We start from the raw sequence: 15,965 nt of genomic DNA, 5'->3' as shown, positions 1-15,965 counted from the left end.
AGCCGTGAACGCGCTCGAAGCGGCTGGCCACGGATTGGCCGGTGGCGCTACCGGAGCCGACGAGACGGGCGGTCACGACAGTATTGGCTCTCACGATGAGCACCCTCGCAACGCTGGCTTCGGCGACAACGCACAGAGACGGAATTGACCAACTAACTGCAGTAAACAACGTATGTCTCAGAACATCCCGAAATCCGAACAGGACGGGTTTACAGAGAAGACGATACAGGGCGCACAGATCATCCACGGCGCGGACCCGCACGGAAAGTGGCCGACCGACGCTGAGGAAATTCGAAACCGGTTCGATATCCCGGCGTTCGACCCGGAAGCGTTCTACCCGCGTGAGGGCGCGGCACTGTCGGGCGTGTATCCGGACTTTCTCGTGCATATCGAGAACTCCGCCGATGGCCCGTCGACGGTGAACTCACCGGGTGCATCACTGACGATGGTCGAAGCGCCGAAGGGCTCAGGCAAATCCACAGCCGCCGACCAGTTTGCCACGTACCAGATGGAACACAACGACGAGCGCATCGTCAGAAACGGCCGCCAGAAGAGCTCGGACTGGCGGCGGCTAGCTGACTGGACGACGCTGTGGCTCCCCAGCGGCGTCGAGGTTGACGGCCGCTGGATGGAAACCGTCGACCGCGACGATCCAGATCCCGACGAACTCTGCCGAGACGTACGGTATTACTCGGATGTCCACGAACTGGTTGCACGACTGCAGGACCATCCGAAAGGTACCTACAACGTCGTGTTCCCGGACCCGTACTTCCGGGGCTGTGTTGAAGCACTGTCGACGGCAGATGCGACGGTCCAACAGCCGGAGTTCATCCCCAAGAACGAGCCAAACCCCACGCCAGCCTCACACTGGTGGTTTGGCTTCCTTGCAGCACGGACCTTCGACGGAGTTCGCGTCGACGGCGATGGCGAGCGCAACTGGATGACCGCTCACATCGACGAGTTCGGGATGCTGGCCCCGGAGTCAGCGCCGGGTGGGGAGTCCGGCCACTGGACTCACCAGTGTGTCCAGATCATGGCCGACATCGCGAAGGAGATGCGGTCGGCCGGGCTATCGCTGGTCGGCTATGGCCATCACGAAGAGGACGTCCACAATCACTGGCTCAAGGAGTTCGACTTCTGGGTCGAACTTTCGAACCACGATCGTGGCAACCGGACGACCAAGGCTGAAGCACCGAAGCCATTCCGCGATATCGAGCAAGACCAAGACCTCCTCTCGAAGCGGCCAAAGGGGTTTGGACTGTGCTACACGGCCAACCGGTTTTCGGAGTTTCAGTTCTCCGATCTGGGCTACCCACACGACACGCCAGAGTTCCAACTCCGGCTCGGGATCCCGCAAGCCGTCGATGTCCCGACGAGCGACGATAGCGGTATGATCGTCGAGGACCTCCAGGTGGCGACCGACGATGAGGGCCAGCCGACCATCCTCAAGGAGTACCGCGCAGCCGACGGCGCCGTGCACGAACTGCGCGTGCTCGCGCCTGGTCGCGGGATTATCGACATCTCCGGTGAGAAACCCGAGCCACTGGAGGTGCTATCGAGCCCGTATCCCGACGCCGAGTTCCCCGAGAACCCGATCAAAACGACACAGACCCACTACGATATCATGTTCAAGCCAGACGCGAACGCAGAGATCGTTGCGGCACGCATTCCGAGACGAACTGGGCCCGGCACGACGACGGAGGTCGAGGCCGATGAGTGACCCAGCGAAGCGACTGGTGGAGACCGACACCGAACGCCCTTTTACGTTGATGACAGCCGTCGACGGTGACCCGGCTGGCGGGCCGAGCGGCACCAATCGGCCTGAGTGGACCAAAATGTCCGCTGGGTACGCGCGCGTATCAGGAACAGGAACGGAAGGGGGGACCCCCCTGAACGCTGTTCGAGGTGGAAACTGATGGCCAGTGATGTGCGCTCACTGGCTCGCGCTGGGCGGGCAACATTGGTGGTGCCACTCGCATCTGGCGTCGGCGCGATCCGGGCGACACTGCGAGCACTGGTCGCGGTCGTCATGTCGGTGCTTGGTGGCTGCTGGGTCGAGGCGATCACCGTCGAACAGTGGCTCCCAATCAGTGCTATCGAGCGACTGTGGTTGTTCGATGGCGAGCGGTCACTGGCAGTACCAACACAGACCACGCTCACAACGGCGGTGAGCCGATGACAGCCGACAGCGATGCCAGCGACCAGCCGGACTGGGCGGCGTATCAGAACCTCACGCCAACGGCACAGACGTGCCTGCTGTTGGTCGCGAATTACGACGGCGACGCCTGGGGTGGCCTGATCGCACAGGCCGCACAGGAGGGTCTTGACGTGAGTGACCGCCATGTCCGGCGCTCGCTTGCAGATCTGGAGTCGGCGGGGTTGGTTGAGTCAACAGGACCGAACAAGCACCGACAGACGTATTCGGTCACCGACGACGGGCGCGAGGTCTTGAGCGGGATGCGCGACAGTCTTGGGCGGACGCTGGAGTGATTGTGGTCACCCCGGTGATAGTGCGTTAGCGTGACCGGGTCGTGTTCAGCTATGAGCGATCCGATGTGAATCGCTGACTACTCGGCTGGATTGACCGGCGCAACATACTGCGTTTTGACGTTGCCTTCGTGTCGCCACTGGGGATAATAGTTCTCGCGTCTCTATCTTTTTCACCGACAGGGACAGTCGGCCCCATTGGTCGTTAGCTTCCTCTTTTGTTGATTACTCTCCGTACTCACACCGCCGGTCTAAGGACGCTGTAGCCATTGGTGGCACCTGATGACCGACGAGTATACGATGGCTGTCGAGTGTTCACACTGCGGCGTTGAGAACGAGATAGACCCGATCCATGACGGTGAGGTGAGCCGTGGCACCCGGTGCGCCGAGTGCCACCGTTGGTTCACCGTCTACTCTGAACACTAACGCATCGGCACCAAGGCGCGAGCCTGAATATTATCTCAGTTACTCCTCATCTAAGAGTTTTTACACTATTTTGCCTGATTTTGTTTACCTGATTACCCCCTTTTTCTTTGGACAAATGTTATCGATAGATCCGCGGTCTTGGGGTGTGTATACTGGTGATCTATCGATAGACTTTGATGGTACACCGTGTTACTTCCGTATATTTTACTGGTATTTGGATTTCACTGTCTAAGACGCCGGTTTACGGCACGTCCAGACGTTATCAATATGTATACCGACACATACGGAAATAAACAATCTCAATGCCTTTTGTGGACGCTGCTCGCACGGCGTGCTGTGGCTCTGCAAACAGTCTCATTTAAGTTGCCAGAAGATGAGGTCGCTGAACTCGAACGCGAAGCGAATGCAGAGGGAAAAAGCCGGAGCGAGTTCATTCGGTCGGTGCTGCGTGCTCGGCATATCAAAGACGACCTCGACGACCAGGTGATAACGAAACAGGAGAAAGAAGAGATGGAGGAGACGATTAAAAATCTCAAGCGCGAGCGTGATGAATTCGAAGAGCGAATGCGCATTGCCAGGTCGCGGGTTGAGTCGATGGAAAAAACAATCGAGAAGACGGCCGACGAAGCAGTGCAAGCGGTCCGCGGCGAATACCGGCAGCAAATCCGCGAACTGAAAGAAGAGAACGACGCGCTCCGCCAAGAGGACAAACTGCAGATAATAGAGAAGACTGGGGAGCTGGCCGGGAATGCCTCGGAGCTGATCGAAACCACAGCCACGACCGAGGATCTCGAATCAATGGAAGAAACCATCGAAGAGAAGGCCGACCGTCAGTGGCACGGAACAACTGAACAGCGTGAACTGGTGATGGAACTCCGCGATGAGATACGCGACGAGCTACGGCAAGAGGTGAAACACGCCCGCCCGCTTACAGTCAAAGCCTTAGACTGGATTCGGCGGCGGCTCCCGTAACCATCGAGAGTCGCGTAAGCCGCCCTGCTGGCGGCGTGTGTTGCAGCAGGGGCGGATTGATGTCCAATGGATATTTTGATTTTGCATTCGATGCGCCCCGGTCGCTTGAGCGAGCACAATTGTCATTCTGGGATGACACAGTTCTAACGGCTAGATTGTGGCGACCGTCGCCGACTGGGGCAGTGCATACGACCCCGGAGTGGACGCAGGGTGGACCAATATCAGGGGGGTTGATACTTGGTACTCATGCAGCGATTATATCTCTCCCACAGCGTCGCCCAGCTTAATCAGTCCAAGATCGAAAGCAACTGCTACTGAGCTCTATAGATACCGTACCAGAGTTTGTACGCTCTCAGTAATGAAAACGCGATATCGGTTCAAAGGCATTTATGCCCCGTTTTTATCGCCAATTTCAAATATCAAAAACGGGATAATTATTGACGTAAACCTTCGGGATGGTGTTCACTTATGACTGAAAGAACACGTCGTCAACTCTTGGCTGGTATCGGTACGTCGCTAACTCTTGCTACTGCTGGATGCGGCGGGAATTCTGGCAGCGGGGGTAGCAATAGTTCCGCTGACAACAGTGGAGATGGGCTTTCCGGTGGCGGAGCAGACATCTTTGGTGAATTCTCGTTCGAAGAATACACACTGAACATTTCGCTTGCCACGACCGATGGCTACGACGAGATCGTGGCCTTCGACAGCGACGGCAAGCAGTTCGCCAGTACCAGTGTGACGCCATCGGCTGGCCAAGTCTCACTCGACTTTACTGATTACTCTCCCGGTGAGTATCGCTTTGCTGCGGTCAACTCAGACGACGATACCGTTGTGTCCGAAGTCACCGAAGTGCTTGAGCCGAACATTGAGCTCGTTGACTGGCAAACGGCGAGCGAGACGGATATGTATACGTCGGAGAACGATATTGCACTGACGGATATCGTCATGTCGGTTGAGAATACTGGAAATGCCCCCGGCGAACTTGACTGGGTTGGCTATGAGTCTGAAGAGTTCACTCCAGAATGGTCAAGAGATGGAGATCCAAACCCGATGAGTAGTTATGGATATTCTTCACCTGAGTCGCAGGTAGAAAGCCTCTCACAGAAAGGGCGTCTTGATTACAAGCCAGATTTCAAGGGTGGCAAAGAGTTACCAATAACAGTCTATGCAGGTCAGCAGACGCAGTTAGTCGACACGAGTAACAAGCGACTGCTCACCATTAGGATGGAGAAAGATAGGACAATCACAGAGGACCCCGATGAGAAAGGGTGGAAGGTTCAGGAGGGTGTCGAGTACGACTTTACCGTCACCATAGGCGGTGAGTCTATTGATCGAAGTTCAATCACAAAGACCGTGACTTGGGAGAACATCGGGACATCAGCTGGACTAACTCACCAACCAGATGATGCACTTATTGCGACAAAACAAGTGGATCAAGGGTAATATATGCAGTTTGGAGGGTTTGAAGACGCATTCATTAACGCGCTCAGGGGAATTGCATCAAACGGTGCTGACGCAATTGGGAACATTATGCCTCGGTTTTGCATCTAGCGGCAACATAAACTGGCGCGGGGCCCCGCGCCACTTCGAACCTTCTTTGCCGTGATTGAGAGAACTGGCTGTAGAGGAGTTGTACCAGCATATTGGTCGGTTTTGCATTCAGTATCTATCGCTTGAATTACGCACACATGGCCATCGATCCAAATACCCAAGCTCCAACGAATCCTGTCATGACGTTCACCGGCAACCGACCACCGGGTGGGGGGTGTCTGTTCAGCCCAAACGTCGCTTTTGCATCTGCCGGCAATATTTACTGACACGGGGGCTACACTGGTTCAGATATCTTCTCTTTTGATTGAGAGAACCGGCAGCAGAATCGCTGTACTCGCATATCGCTCGGTTTTGCATTCGGTATACTCCGTTCGCTCAAGCAAGCGCAGTTGTCATTTCGGGATGGACCGGCCCCAAGCGTCAGGTGGTGTCGCGATCGTCGCCGGCTGGTCACCAGGTAGGGTAGAGCCCATGTGGTAATTACAAGCAGATAACCGAAACTGAGCGTATTGCGCCCGTGTGTAGACCAGCGAAGGACCGCTCCACACGATTCGTGAACTCAACCCGGAGAAAGTACCTGACTGGGGCGGTGTATACGACCCCGAAGCGGACGCAGGGTGGACCAATATCAGGGGGGCCTGACACCCGGTTTTCTTGCCGCCCACGTACCCCCCTCAGCGCACCGGGTACCCGGTGTGATCGGTGTGCAACAAACTACCCCGAAATCCGGAACAACTGCTATATTGGTCTTTCAGAAGTTCATCATTTCTGGCGGCGTCAATCACTCGGGCTTCCAGCGACTGGATATACGTGTGTAGGTACCGGTAGTGCTCTCGCAACTGGGACAACTCAAGATATCGGTCGGCGTACGCACCACAGAGGCAGTCTCCCGATGATTCCAGCAATTCGGTTACCTCTGATACCTCGACACCGTGTTCGTTGAGGTAGTCGTCGACGTCGGACTGTGTCCATCGGGCTAGGGGTGAGACGAACGTTCGAGTCCCGTCCTGCTCGATCCCGTCAGCACTGACGGCTTCGTACCGAGCGTCTGACTCCTGCCGCGTGGCGCCGCTGATGAGCAACGATTGCCCCTCGAACCCGGTGAGAAACTTTTGAAGTGGCTTGTCTTTATTGCAGATATACTCGAACCGGTGAGACTGGCGCGTCGGGCCGGCAAATCCGTACTTTTCAATCCGCTCTCGGTATCTGTCTGCTTTGTTGCGTGTGTCTGCGATGTGGACGGGAAGGTCAAACTTCTCGCCGAGGTTTTGAACGTACTCTTTGGATTCATGTAACCCGATATTGGTATCAATAAAAATAATCCCGTCTAAAGGAAACTCAGCATTGCGATACGTATGGTGAAGTGCCGCAGTGGAGTCCTTTCCCCCACTACAGAGTGCGAACGCATTGTCCCATTCCCTGCTGTTCGCTCGTTGGAGTATTTCATCAGGGGCATCCGTCTCTGGGATCTGGGCTTTGATGCCCCCGAACTCCTCCCGCGTTTCACTAGTTGTGTCGGGGAGGGTCGGCCCAGTGTTGGCATTCTCGGTCCCTGCGCCATTACTTGGCCTTGAGCCTGCACATGGTGCGGCTTTCCCACAAGGGCACGTCATCGCTTTCGTCTCTGCAGCACGTGAGTGATCGGTGTCGGTCATGGATATGTAACCCGCCGGGGCACGTGGGGGAAACCCAGTATGCCGGCCATTCTTGCACGAATTCAAAATACCAATTACCGAGAAATTCCCACTGATAAGAACTGTGAGTACTACTTTTGAAAATGGCTGGAGTGGGTTCTTGTAGGATGTCGCGAGTACGACTTTGTGATGGCAACTTCAGTATCCGAATATGTTGACTATGAAGAGAAAGACGGCGTTGGAATCTGGAAAATCGAGGACTTCCCCGCAGCCATCGAAGCAGGGGACATGAAAGCGGCCGAGCAGCACTACGTCGAGACAGCTAGTGACCCGGAGATGCAAAGCGTCGTTGTCACCATCGGTGGTGTTGAGAACATGGATTCTGAGGTGCTAGAGCACGTCGAAGAAGAGTGGACAGCCGTAGCCGCCGAGTCGGGTGTCGACTTCACTGCCTACGTTGCTGACGGGATTGCACGCCTTTCAATTAGCCAGAAAAACGAGGCTGAAGATGTCGTCACGAAGGGCTTCAACGAGCTTGAACCGGCACTTGAGTGGGCAAAAGAAAAACGGACTTCTTAGCTGTTATACGATTTCGGGGCTGTCCTGGCTAGTCAATCAAATCTCTTAGAACTCTGTTAGCGTGGTCTTTGCTGAGGCTCCGATTCCCGTTCCCACAGTGAGGACTATGGATACAAGACGGACAGCCGTCCGAACAACTACATGAAGCGAGGAGGTCTGCTGTCTGGCTCAACAGCGAGTCAAGCTGTTCAAATGCAGCGCGACAGTACCCGGCCCCGCCCGGATAGCCGTCGTGGACGAACACAGTCCCGCCGACGGTCTGCGGGTGAGAGACCGTCGATAGCCCGCCGATGTCTCCACGGTCACACAGGACTTCGCTCGGATACAGCGATATGAGTGCGTGTTCAATGGCATGAAGACCGCTGAGGTACTGCTCCGGACTGTCCACCTGCTTGAGCATCTTCCGTTCGATCTTCTGTGGGGCCTCGAAGAACAGCCCTGTCGTGGCTATTTCTGATGGGGGTAGCGGTGTCTCGAACTCGTGCTCGGATGGCGATTCATCTCGCGGGCTGGAGTAGCGCAGATACCCAGTGATTTGATTGCGAACAGTGAGCGAGCCTAGCGTTGCCTTCATATCTTCACCATCGAATTCCAGTGTCCGAGTATCAAGCGTGTCGTTAACTGTTACCTCCTTTTCGCGGAGTGCGCGTGTATACTCGCTCGTTTCAACGCTTTCGAGATATGCTGTTCGCTCTTCTAGATCCAACTCGACAACCTTGTACGACTGTTTGTCGTACATATAGATAGCATTCGGATGAGCATCTCGAAGGGCGGCATCTCGTTCAAGACTGCCGAGTATTTCTCCCCGATTTCTGTCGACGAGCTTGATTTCTTCTTCGTCGATATTTCGAATATCTGTCTGGATTTGAATGTCGTTGTTCGCTGCTTCCCACCGTACCTGCTCTTCGTTTGTTCGTTTAAGTCTCCCTTCAGCTGTCAACTGGTCCACCATTTCTGGAAGTGCTTCACCGAAGTATTGCTCATCATCGGGGGACAGGTAGTGGTCGTCTGCGGCGCACACAAGATGCTCTGGAAGCGCTGACCGGTTGCTGGGATTTACTGCTGCCTGCTCTGCTCCGCCCTCAAAGAGTTGTTCTGGTTCTTTGAGCAGATATTGATCGAGCGGATTGTCGCTCCCGACCATGATGACAAGACAGGAATCGTCGCCGCGGCCAGCACGTCCGGCACGCTGGAATGTGCTCATACCGGTCCCTGGATATCCATCAAGAATCACTGCGTCAAGCGATCCGATATCGATTCCTAACTCAAGTGCTCGCGTGGACCACAGCCCTCGGATGTCGCCGCTTTTTAGCCCGGCTTCTAACTCTCGCCGTCGCTCTGACTCGAGTGCAGCGTGATATGCGTGAACGGAGTCAGCAATGTCGTGTTCACCACGCGACCGGAGTTTACTGTCGGCCCAGTCGACGTATTGCTCTGTCCCCTGTCGAGCAGCGGTGAAAACGAGTGTCTGATACCCCCGCGTCACAAGATCTGCAAAAATCCGGACTGACTCGACGTGCTGAGAGAGTCGTTCACCGCCGACATCGCTATCATCTTGTGTTGCCGTTGTTTCTCCGGCTTGACCTGCCCCCTGTTGAGTGGACGCTGTCTCTTCATCTACATCAGCAGTAGAGTCGTCTTCACGGTCTTTCTGTGGTGGATTCCAGAACACCCACTGCTTATCACCGGAGGCACTCGTATCGTTGTCGACGAGCGTAAATGAGTCCGTAGGTCGCCCTGTGACGGCGGCGGCGTGATCAACGGGATTTCCGATCGTAGCTGAACAGCAAATATACTGAGGGTCCTTCCCGTAGTGGTCTAACAATCGATTCAGCCGACGGAAGATCAGCGCTGCGTGGCTGCCAAAGTACCCTCTATACGTATGCACTTCGTCGATGATCACAGTCTCTAATTGTTGGAACAGCCATCGCCAGTGATCGGTTAAGTGTGCGTACGGGAGAAATGAGAGATGGAGTTGATCGATTGTCGCCAAGAGGACATCTGGTTGCCGCTGCTTGATACTCCGCGTTTCAGCCTTCGATGACTGGCCTGTTTTCACGCCGACGTCAACTTGTTCACCGAATCCAAGGGCATCCGCCATGGCTTGAAGCGTCCCCGCCTGATCGTTTATGAGCGCCCTCATCGGTGCGATATAAAGCGCTTTTCCACTGTGGTCAACCGCCCGCTCTAATGCGGGAACAGCATATGTCAGCGATTTCCCTGATGCTGTTGGAGTAGCAACGACCGTGTTCTCACCCGCTCGGGTCGCCTCAATTGAACTAATCTGGTGCTCGTAGAGGTCTTCGATTCCAAACTGAGACAGTGCAATCTTGACTGACGGCAGTATCGAAAGCGAATCTGTTTGCGCCTCTTGCCCGTTGACAGTCCGTTCGTGTACAATCTGACCACTGTAGTGACCTCGGTCTTTGAGCCAAGAAAGTGTCTCTCGGGCGTTGTGCTGGCTCATTATCGGCTGTATGCCATGAATTGATTTGAAACTTTGGCTAGATATTTTTTGTACTATTACTCACAGTTCAACGGTCGTGTTTCATGGATATATCGAGTGAAGTCATCGAGTACGTTTTTGCACACCACTGTTTCCGGAGTAAACGTCAGATATGACAGCTTCAACCGCCAAAGGGCCCGTCTGAAACTATGCCTGGTTTCTGGGACACAGCTCATTTTTAGTACCCTGTGACTCGTCTCATCCGGTATAGTCCATATGTATCGGAACGGCCACTATGGCGCAGCGCTGCTGTTCGTTACGCCAATCAGCGCGGTCCTCATCAGCATCGGGTTCGTCAGGCTCGCCTTTGTCGCCGGGATTACAGCGGTCGGCTTCGCGATGGTCCCAGATCTCGATCAACGCCTACCGGGTGTAACACACCGTGGCCTGACCCACACGGTCTGGTTTGCGCTGGTCGTCGGGTTCCTGCTCGCTGGGGCCGGAACAGTTGTGACAATCGCGCCCTCGCTGATAGGGACTGTAACCGGATTTGCTGTCGGGACAGGGACTATCATGTCGCATATCGCTGCCGACGCACTGACGCCGGCTGGTGTCCGGCCGTGGAGCCCCGTTGACGACACGCGGTACTCGCTCGACATCGTTAGAGCGAAGAACCCACTCGCGAACTACGCGCTGCTGGGGCTGGGAATTGCCAGCGCAACGCTTGGTATCTGGACCGGCGGGACAGCCGCCGGCCTGTGAACTATTTTATCGTACAGGCGTTTGAGCTCTGTTGGCCGGCAGCCTCCAGTCGCTGCTGTAAGAAAAATGACTGCTTGTTAGAAGCTCACTCTAACCTACGCTGAAGAGTCAGACCGACTCGGTCAGCGTGCAGGCAGTTTCTTTCCCCGTGATCGCTTGCCAGATTTGGACTGCTTGCTGCACATATACCTGCGAACGCTCTTCATGGATATTGCCGCTCTTTCGCGATCAATCTCGAACTCGGGGGGCGATAAGAATTGCACTGCCGTTCCCAACGAGAACCATCGGCGCTTCTGGGTCGCCATTTCTGTAGAGCGTGAACCGCTTTGGACTGTATGTTGCACCTGCCCCGGCCGCGAGGTGCTTGACCGCTTTGGCGAGTAGCCGCCTTGAAAGCCGGGGGCTACCTCCGTCATAAGTCAGCGGACTCGCCTCATCAGTCAACTTGTCCCAGTCGTCAAACTGGAAGTTTGCTGGGATTGGTCCCACCTTTATCGACTGTTCGATCAGACCTTCGTAGCCACTTTCTGCCAGTGCGAGCGAGCAGGCCGGCCCCATACGGACGGGGACGGTTTGACCACCGATTGAGACTTCTTCTGATTCGTCGTTGAAATCCGGCAGCGGTGCATCTCTCCACTTTGCCTCTGGAAGCCCCATCAGCCAGAAGCAGACATCTTTCTGTGCCTTTCTTAAGTGCTCTTTGACGGCTTCCTCGTTCGGGAACTTCTCGCCACAATCCCGACAGTGGAATTCATCGCTTTGGTAGCTGTCCCACTCTGCGTCCATATGCGGGTCTGAGACATTTCCTTCCTGATCGACATTCAGTGTTCCATACGCTCGTATGTCGCCTATTACCAGTGATTCCGGATTTTAAGCCAGTTTGTTGCACGCTGATCGGGGCGGGTGGCCGGTACTATGTGGGGTACGGGATCTGTGTGATAGCCGGGCCTCATTCCCCTCAATGGTGCTCCATCCCGGATGTTTACCGAGGTCGTATACTGCCCCAGTCGGCCACCGTTTCGGGTCACCCTCACGAATGGCATCGAAAATCCTTCGCTGACCCATCTATAAGTGATATAGATACACTCGGTTTGAGTGTGTCGTCGAGACCACCGTATGAGACTGTTTCTACGAACCAGTTCGCCGACCCTCGTGCTCCCCATGCTCTACTGCCCAGTTGTACTCACTGTCGGCGCGGGGTCGCGAACTGTCAGGAATAGTCTCGGAAACCATCGCAACCCATGTCAAATAGCTATGCAAGTCGCCAAAAAATAGAGGTATCGCTACCCAGTTCAGGCCGTCGCAACGACGTGTTGATGCTCAGCCTGCGTGGGCGTCGGCTGGAGCGTCAGCCCGGCCAGCGCCAGCTCCCGAAGCACTTCCGGCGGGACACCCTCAGTCTCGGGAAACACGGCATCAAGCGTCCAAGCGTCGTGTTCCGAGCGCACCGGCGGCGTCGTCTCGACTACGGCGGTCGGGGCCGTCTCTCGTAGCGCTCGGGCGGCCCGCCGAACGCGCTGGCGGTTCTCGACCGTGCAGCGAACGGTCTTACTCATCCGTCCAGCCCCCGAGCGAGATCGTCGACAATACTGCCGCCGACGTGTGGGCCGACAGCCCAGCCGCGTTCGTCCTGCGTGTACTCGCACCAGCCTGCGAGTGTTTCATACGGCGTCTCAGCAAGTGGGACTTTCTCGGCTTGGTCGTCCGTCGCAACGACGGCCACAGCGAATTCATACGAGTCCCAGTAGTGGGCCGCGCCTTCGCCATCGACGCCCAAGAAGAGCGGGCGGCCCTGGGTGAGCAGTTCGCGGGCGGTACGTTCCTGTGGATGTGCGTCAGTCGTGCCGACAGATTTACCAGTCGGCGAAGCAGACTTACTCATGGGTTTTGCAGGAACCGACGCGCCTGCCCTGTCTCTAGCAGGGTGGGCAACTCGTGTTCTCGAAGGCACGAAATCGCCCAGCGGCGCGTCTGTTCCTACTCAGTAGTCACGGCTTCCGGCCACTTAGTAATTTCGTCTATCTACGAAAAAATAGTTTTATTTATCGTCTATTTTATTCTCAATTCGCTCTATGCCCTGTTCCGTCGCAAAATAGTATGCTCGTCGGGAAGAACTATCGCCCTCAATCTGCGAAATTTCGCCGTCACGGAGTTTCTCTGTATCCACTTTGAACAAGTCTCCGTTATCCACAAGATCACTCAGAATATTCTGCATCGTTCTGTACGAAAACGTGACCCTGTGTTGTCGGTTCAAACCAGCCCAGATTGCGAGTGGTGGCAGTGGTATATCGTGATGAACGACAAATTCCAAAACCAGTTCCCGACGGGCCTCTGGGGGCATATCTCTACCGTCGGTAACTTGGCGCTTATTCCCACCGAATGTTCTGGAATTCGTGCAATAAGTGCATTCTGCGTTTTTTAGTCCCATATTTGCACTAATCTATGCAAAGCACTAAGTGCTTGTGATGGTACATCACCGAATATGCGTGGCTTACCGGGGAGTAATAGGCTACTAAAATCGAGCCACCGGGGTTGGGGCCCCGCTGACCCGGTCACGCACAGCACTATGACGAACACACACCATTCTGATAACGATACCGCACAGGACCGACAGGAGTGTCGCCTCCAAACCGCGAAACGACTCCTCACCGAAGCCGACACCGACGCCGCTGTCATCGAGGACTGCCAGACTGTTCTATCCCGGCCCGGCTACGACCGCAGCCACAGCCAAGCACGAGTAGACGCCTGCACAGTCCGACTCGCGCTCGCACAGATAGACACCACAACCAAACGCACGCGCGAAGCCAGACAGGTGCTGGTCGCCGTCAGCGGAGGCCCACAATGAGTATGCACCGCCCAAACCGCCCGGCCTACCTGCAGGGCCACCCGCATCTGGTCGCCCAGCCACCCGAGCCCTCCACAGTCTCGATCACACGCGCTCGCAACGAAGCGCTGTGTACCGAGTGCCGACGCCGGGTCACAGTCAGCGACGGCACCGAGTACGGTCACGCCCGCGGCCTCCGGGTCGCGCCATCGTCTGCCCGCATCACTGCCACAACGGAGGTGTCAGATGACGCCCACCGACGACGAGTTCTACGTCATGCCCAAATCCCAGTGGAACGACGGTAAAGTCCACCATCCAGCCCCCGAGGCCACCCGCGAGGACCCGACGCCACTGTGTGATGCCGGCACCGACGACATCGAAGTGTTCCGTGTCGCCGATGAGACCGACCGCGAGCGCTATGGCCTCTGCAGTGTCTGTGCAGCCAAAGCCAACGACAAGCCCGACCCACGCGGGAACCACGGCGGGTCCGGCCGCTCACCGGCTGATGTCCTCCGCGAGAACGGCTTTGAGGTGCCCGAAGACTCCACGGGAGGGTCGGCATGAGCACCGACCACGGCACCCACAACGATACAGACGGCCGCTCGCTCGACGAGCGCTGGCCCACCGCCGACGCGGTCGCCGCTGTTGGCGGCCCGGTTCGGGAGCCAAAGACCGACGGCGGGTGTGTCTCCGACGCCGATATCGAGCAGCGGCTGGCCCGCCTCGAACGAATCGTCCTCGACGAAGGCGACGAACAGGAGGGCGACAATGCAGAGTGAGCAGTCAGCGACCGGCACGGAGCTGTGCTGGGACCACGAAGACTGTCCTCGCGACAACTGTGACGGCGAACTACAGCAACAGGACCGCTTCAACGTCCTGTGTCTGGCTTGCGAGGGCGTCTGGACCTACGTGAAGACATCGACGGCGCACCTGCTTCAGACAGCCGACTGCGAGACCGTCGCAACAAAGCCCATCGCCATGTCCGACGGCGGGCGCGTCTCCGAAGCCGATATCGAGTCGATCCTCGACGAACTCAAATCGTTCGAGGGTATCGACCTTACCAAAGCAGAGCCCGGCACAGTAGAGCGGTTCTTCGACGCCCAAGACCGGTTGATGGAGGCTATCGATGCCGAACTGGACGACGACGACCTCCCGCAGGCGACACACATCTGGTGGAACGACCAAGCAGAGTTCCACCTCTACTGTGCTGACCACTACTTCGCGATTGCCAACGAGCAGTGGACGGGATTCACAGAAGTGGACGATCCACAGGCAGTCACACAGGCTGCACGGGACCGGCTGGACAGTGGCGTCCCATGCGAAAAGTGCCACAGCGAGGCGCTGTACGGCCGCCGTGACGAGTTGCTTGAGGAGCGTGATCTGGCATGACGGCGGCGAATCAGACGCTTAGCCCGACCGGCTGGGCTGTCAACCTCGATAACGGCCACTCCGGGGTCTGCTTCGAGTGGGTTTCCGGTCTGACGATGTGTGGAGAATCGTTCGACCCTGAGACTGTCGACCGGGAGTGGTACGATGGCGCACCGGAATCTCGCGACGAACCACACGCAACCCAGTGCTTCGACTGTCACAACTGGTCCGCGGCTGCCAGAGATGCAACGCGGGGGCAGACTGATGTCTGACCCAGTCCGCTTGCGGGTCCGTGCTCGTCGCAATCAGCACGGCTCTGTGCTGGAGTGGGTTCCGGAAGACGAAGCTGACGCGAAGGCTGCACTCGACAGTCCGTGGGCGCTCATTCGTGACCTCTACGGAGCTATCGATAGGTCGACCGTCGCCGACGGCGATCTCGTCGCTGTCGTGGAAGCGTGGCCCCGGTCCGGCGACGTGATCGACGTGATCGTCCTTGAGGAACACGCCCGCAGCGAGAGTGCGACTGAACGCCTGCGGATGCAGGTCAGCGCAGAGGTGGCACAATGAGAGCCTGCAAATCGTCAGACGTACGTCTGACGCAACCCGTTACAATAGCCGACGTACTTAACACACAGCCGACCAAACCGATTCAACATCAAGCACAGAGAAGACACTCACCGCTAATCGGTAAGAGGCAGGATGCCGGGGTCGTCCCACCGACCTCGGCTGAGAAGGTGACGAACGCTCAGTTGTTCTCACCTACTGTTTCTGACCGGGATAGAATAAGCGTTGTGCCCGAACAGCGAGAGCCATCTCTGCGCAGTTCGGGCCTATTCGTGTCGCCAGAGAGCCGTTAGAAGGTCGTACTCGACGCAAATGACGAGTATCACCGTTCGCCCCGAGGGGTCGATAGACT

General features: G+C 56.5%; 21 protein-coding genes. 16 read left to right on the top strand and 5 right to left on the bottom strand.

Going from position 1 to position 15,965, the window contains the following annotated elements; genetic code table 11:
- Positions 1 to 4: 4 nt before the first annotated feature.
- The 7 genes from RR_RS22165 to RR_RS00355 all read left to right on the top strand — a co-directional run bounded on the left by RR_RS22165 (position 5) and on the right by RR_RS00355 (position 5,328).
- Positions 5 to 148, top strand: coding sequence for a hypothetical protein (locus RR_RS22165; RefSeq protein WP_161618949.1), 144 nt, complete (start codon positions 5 to 7; stop codon positions 146 to 148).
- Between the two features lie 24 nt (positions 149 to 172).
- The gene (locus RR_RS00375; RefSeq protein WP_011222186.1) at positions 173 to 1,720 is read left to right on the top strand and encodes a hypothetical protein; all 1,548 of its coding nucleotides are present in this window, start codon (positions 173 to 175) and stop codon (positions 1,718 to 1,720) included.
- 195 nt (positions 1,721 to 1,915) lie between these two features.
- Complete coding sequence (locus tag RR_RS00370) at positions 1,916 to 2,179, top strand: hypothetical protein (protein WP_079890954.1); 264 nt, start codon at positions 1,916 to 1,918, stop codon at positions 2,177 to 2,179.
- Positions 2,176 to 2,490, top strand: a complete 315-nt coding sequence (locus tag RR_RS00365; RefSeq protein WP_007189820.1) for a helix-turn-helix transcriptional regulator — start codon at positions 2,176 to 2,178, stop codon at positions 2,488 to 2,490. Before RR_RS00370 ends, RR_RS00365 begins: the two co-directional genes overlap by 4 nt.
- 279 nt (positions 2,491 to 2,769) lie before the next feature.
- Positions 2,770 to 2,913: a hypothetical protein gene (locus tag RR_RS22160; RefSeq protein WP_011222183.1), complete on the top strand. Its 144-nt coding sequence runs from the start codon at positions 2,770 to 2,772 to the stop codon at positions 2,911 to 2,913.
- Positions 2,914 to 3,249: 336 nt separating this feature from the next.
- On the top strand, positions 3,250 to 3,885 hold the full coding sequence (locus RR_RS00360; RefSeq protein ID WP_161618940.1) for a ribbon-helix-helix protein, CopG family: 636 nt from the start codon (positions 3,250 to 3,252) through the stop codon (positions 3,883 to 3,885).
- 468 nt (positions 3,886 to 4,353) lie between these two features.
- Entirely contained in the window at positions 4,354 to 5,328 is a 975-nt protein-coding gene (locus RR_RS00355; RefSeq protein ID WP_011222181.1) for a hypothetical protein, read from the top strand.
- 782 nt (positions 5,329 to 6,110) lie between these two features.
- On the opposite strand, the gene RR_RS00350 is transcribed toward RR_RS00355, so the two are convergent.
- Positions 6,111 to 7,091 (bottom strand): phosphoadenosine phosphosulfate reductase family protein, encoded by a 981-nt coding sequence (locus RR_RS00350; protein ID WP_011222179.1) that lies wholly within the window; start codon positions 7,089 to 7,091, stop codon positions 6,111 to 6,113.
- A 168-nt stretch (positions 7,092 to 7,259) separates the two neighbouring features.
- Between RR_RS00350 and RR_RS00345 the strand changes: the two genes are divergently transcribed.
- Positions 7,260 to 7,649 (top strand): hypothetical protein, encoded by a 390-nt coding sequence (locus tag RR_RS00345; RefSeq protein WP_011222178.1) that lies wholly within the window; start codon positions 7,260 to 7,262, stop codon positions 7,647 to 7,649.
- 28 nt (positions 7,650 to 7,677) lie between these two features.
- On the opposite strand, the gene RR_RS00340 is transcribed toward RR_RS00345, so the two are convergent.
- Complete coding sequence (locus tag RR_RS00340) at positions 7,678 to 10,116, bottom strand: DEAD/DEAH box helicase (protein ID WP_011222177.1); 2,439 nt, start codon at positions 10,114 to 10,116, stop codon at positions 7,678 to 7,680.
- A 255-nt stretch (positions 10,117 to 10,371) separates the two neighbouring features.
- On the opposite strand from RR_RS00340, the gene RR_RS00335 reads away from it, so the two are divergent.
- Positions 10,372 to 10,857 (top strand): metal-dependent hydrolase, encoded by a 486-nt coding sequence (locus RR_RS00335; RefSeq protein WP_011222176.1) that lies wholly within the window; start codon positions 10,372 to 10,374, stop codon positions 10,855 to 10,857.
- Positions 10,858 to 11,085: 228 nt separating this feature from the next.
- On the opposite strand, the gene RR_RS00330 is transcribed toward RR_RS00335, so the two are convergent.
- The 3 genes from RR_RS00330 to RR_RS00320 form a co-directional block, all read right to left on the bottom strand.
- The gene (locus tag RR_RS00330; RefSeq protein ID WP_011222175.1) at positions 11,086 to 11,643 is read right to left on the bottom strand and encodes a C2H2-type zinc finger protein; all 558 of its coding nucleotides are present in this window, start codon (positions 11,641 to 11,643) and stop codon (positions 11,086 to 11,088) included.
- Between the two features lie 506 nt (positions 11,644 to 12,149).
- Positions 12,150 to 12,413, bottom strand: coding sequence for a hypothetical protein (locus RR_RS00325; RefSeq protein ID WP_049938398.1), 264 nt, complete (start codon positions 12,411 to 12,413; stop codon positions 12,150 to 12,152).
- Entirely contained in the window at positions 12,410 to 12,739 is a 330-nt protein-coding gene (locus RR_RS00320) for a hypothetical protein (RefSeq protein WP_011222174.1), read from the bottom strand. The genes RR_RS00325 and RR_RS00320 overlap by 4 nt, the downstream gene beginning before the upstream one ends.
- Positions 12,740 to 13,423: 684 nt before the next feature.
- Between RR_RS00320 and RR_RS00310 the strand changes: the two genes are divergently transcribed.
- The 7 genes from RR_RS00310 to RR_RS00285 are packed head-to-tail and all read left to right on the top strand — an operon-like array spanning position 13,424 to position 15,616.
- A complete protein-coding gene (locus RR_RS00310; RefSeq protein ID WP_049938396.1) occupies positions 13,424 to 13,702 on the top strand; it encodes a hypothetical protein in 279 nt (92 codons plus the stop codon).
- On the top strand, positions 13,699 to 13,986 hold the full coding sequence (locus RR_RS22155; protein WP_137440585.1) for a hypothetical protein: 288 nt from the start codon (positions 13,699 to 13,701) through the stop codon (positions 13,984 to 13,986). Before RR_RS00310 ends, RR_RS22155 begins: the two co-directional genes overlap by 4 nt.
- The gene (locus RR_RS00305) at positions 13,928 to 14,245 is read left to right on the top strand and encodes a hypothetical protein (protein ID WP_011222171.1); all 318 of its coding nucleotides are present in this window, start codon (positions 13,928 to 13,930) and stop codon (positions 14,243 to 14,245) included. Before RR_RS22155 ends, RR_RS00305 begins: the two co-directional genes overlap by 59 nt.
- Positions 14,242 to 14,460 carry a hypothetical protein gene (locus RR_RS00300; protein WP_011222170.1) on the top strand — a complete coding sequence of 73 codons (219 nt, stop codon included), beginning with the start codon at positions 14,242 to 14,244 and terminating at the stop codon, positions 14,458 to 14,460. The genes RR_RS00305 and RR_RS00300 overlap by 4 nt, the downstream gene beginning before the upstream one ends.
- Positions 14,450 to 15,070 carry a hypothetical protein gene (locus tag RR_RS00295; RefSeq protein ID WP_011222169.1) on the top strand — a complete coding sequence of 207 codons (621 nt, stop codon included), beginning with the start codon at positions 14,450 to 14,452 and terminating at the stop codon, positions 15,068 to 15,070. Before RR_RS00300 ends, RR_RS00295 begins: the two co-directional genes overlap by 11 nt.
- Complete coding sequence (locus RR_RS00290; RefSeq protein ID WP_011222168.1) at positions 15,067 to 15,321, top strand: hypothetical protein; 255 nt, start codon at positions 15,067 to 15,069, stop codon at positions 15,319 to 15,321. The genes RR_RS00295 and RR_RS00290 overlap by 4 nt, the downstream gene beginning before the upstream one ends.
- On the top strand, positions 15,314 to 15,616 hold the full coding sequence (locus tag RR_RS00285; RefSeq protein ID WP_232508494.1) for a hypothetical protein: 303 nt from the start codon (positions 15,314 to 15,316) through the stop codon (positions 15,614 to 15,616). The genes RR_RS00290 and RR_RS00285 overlap by 8 nt, the downstream gene beginning before the upstream one ends.
- The last annotated feature ends 349 nt before the right edge of the window (positions 15,617 to 15,965 follow it).

The organism is Haloarcula marismortui ATCC 43049 (assembly GCF_000011085.1).
GTDB lineage: Archaea > Halobacteriota > Halobacteria > Halobacteriales > Haloarculaceae > Haloarcula > Haloarcula marismortui.
This window is presented reverse-complemented; position numbering and strand designations above follow the sequence as displayed.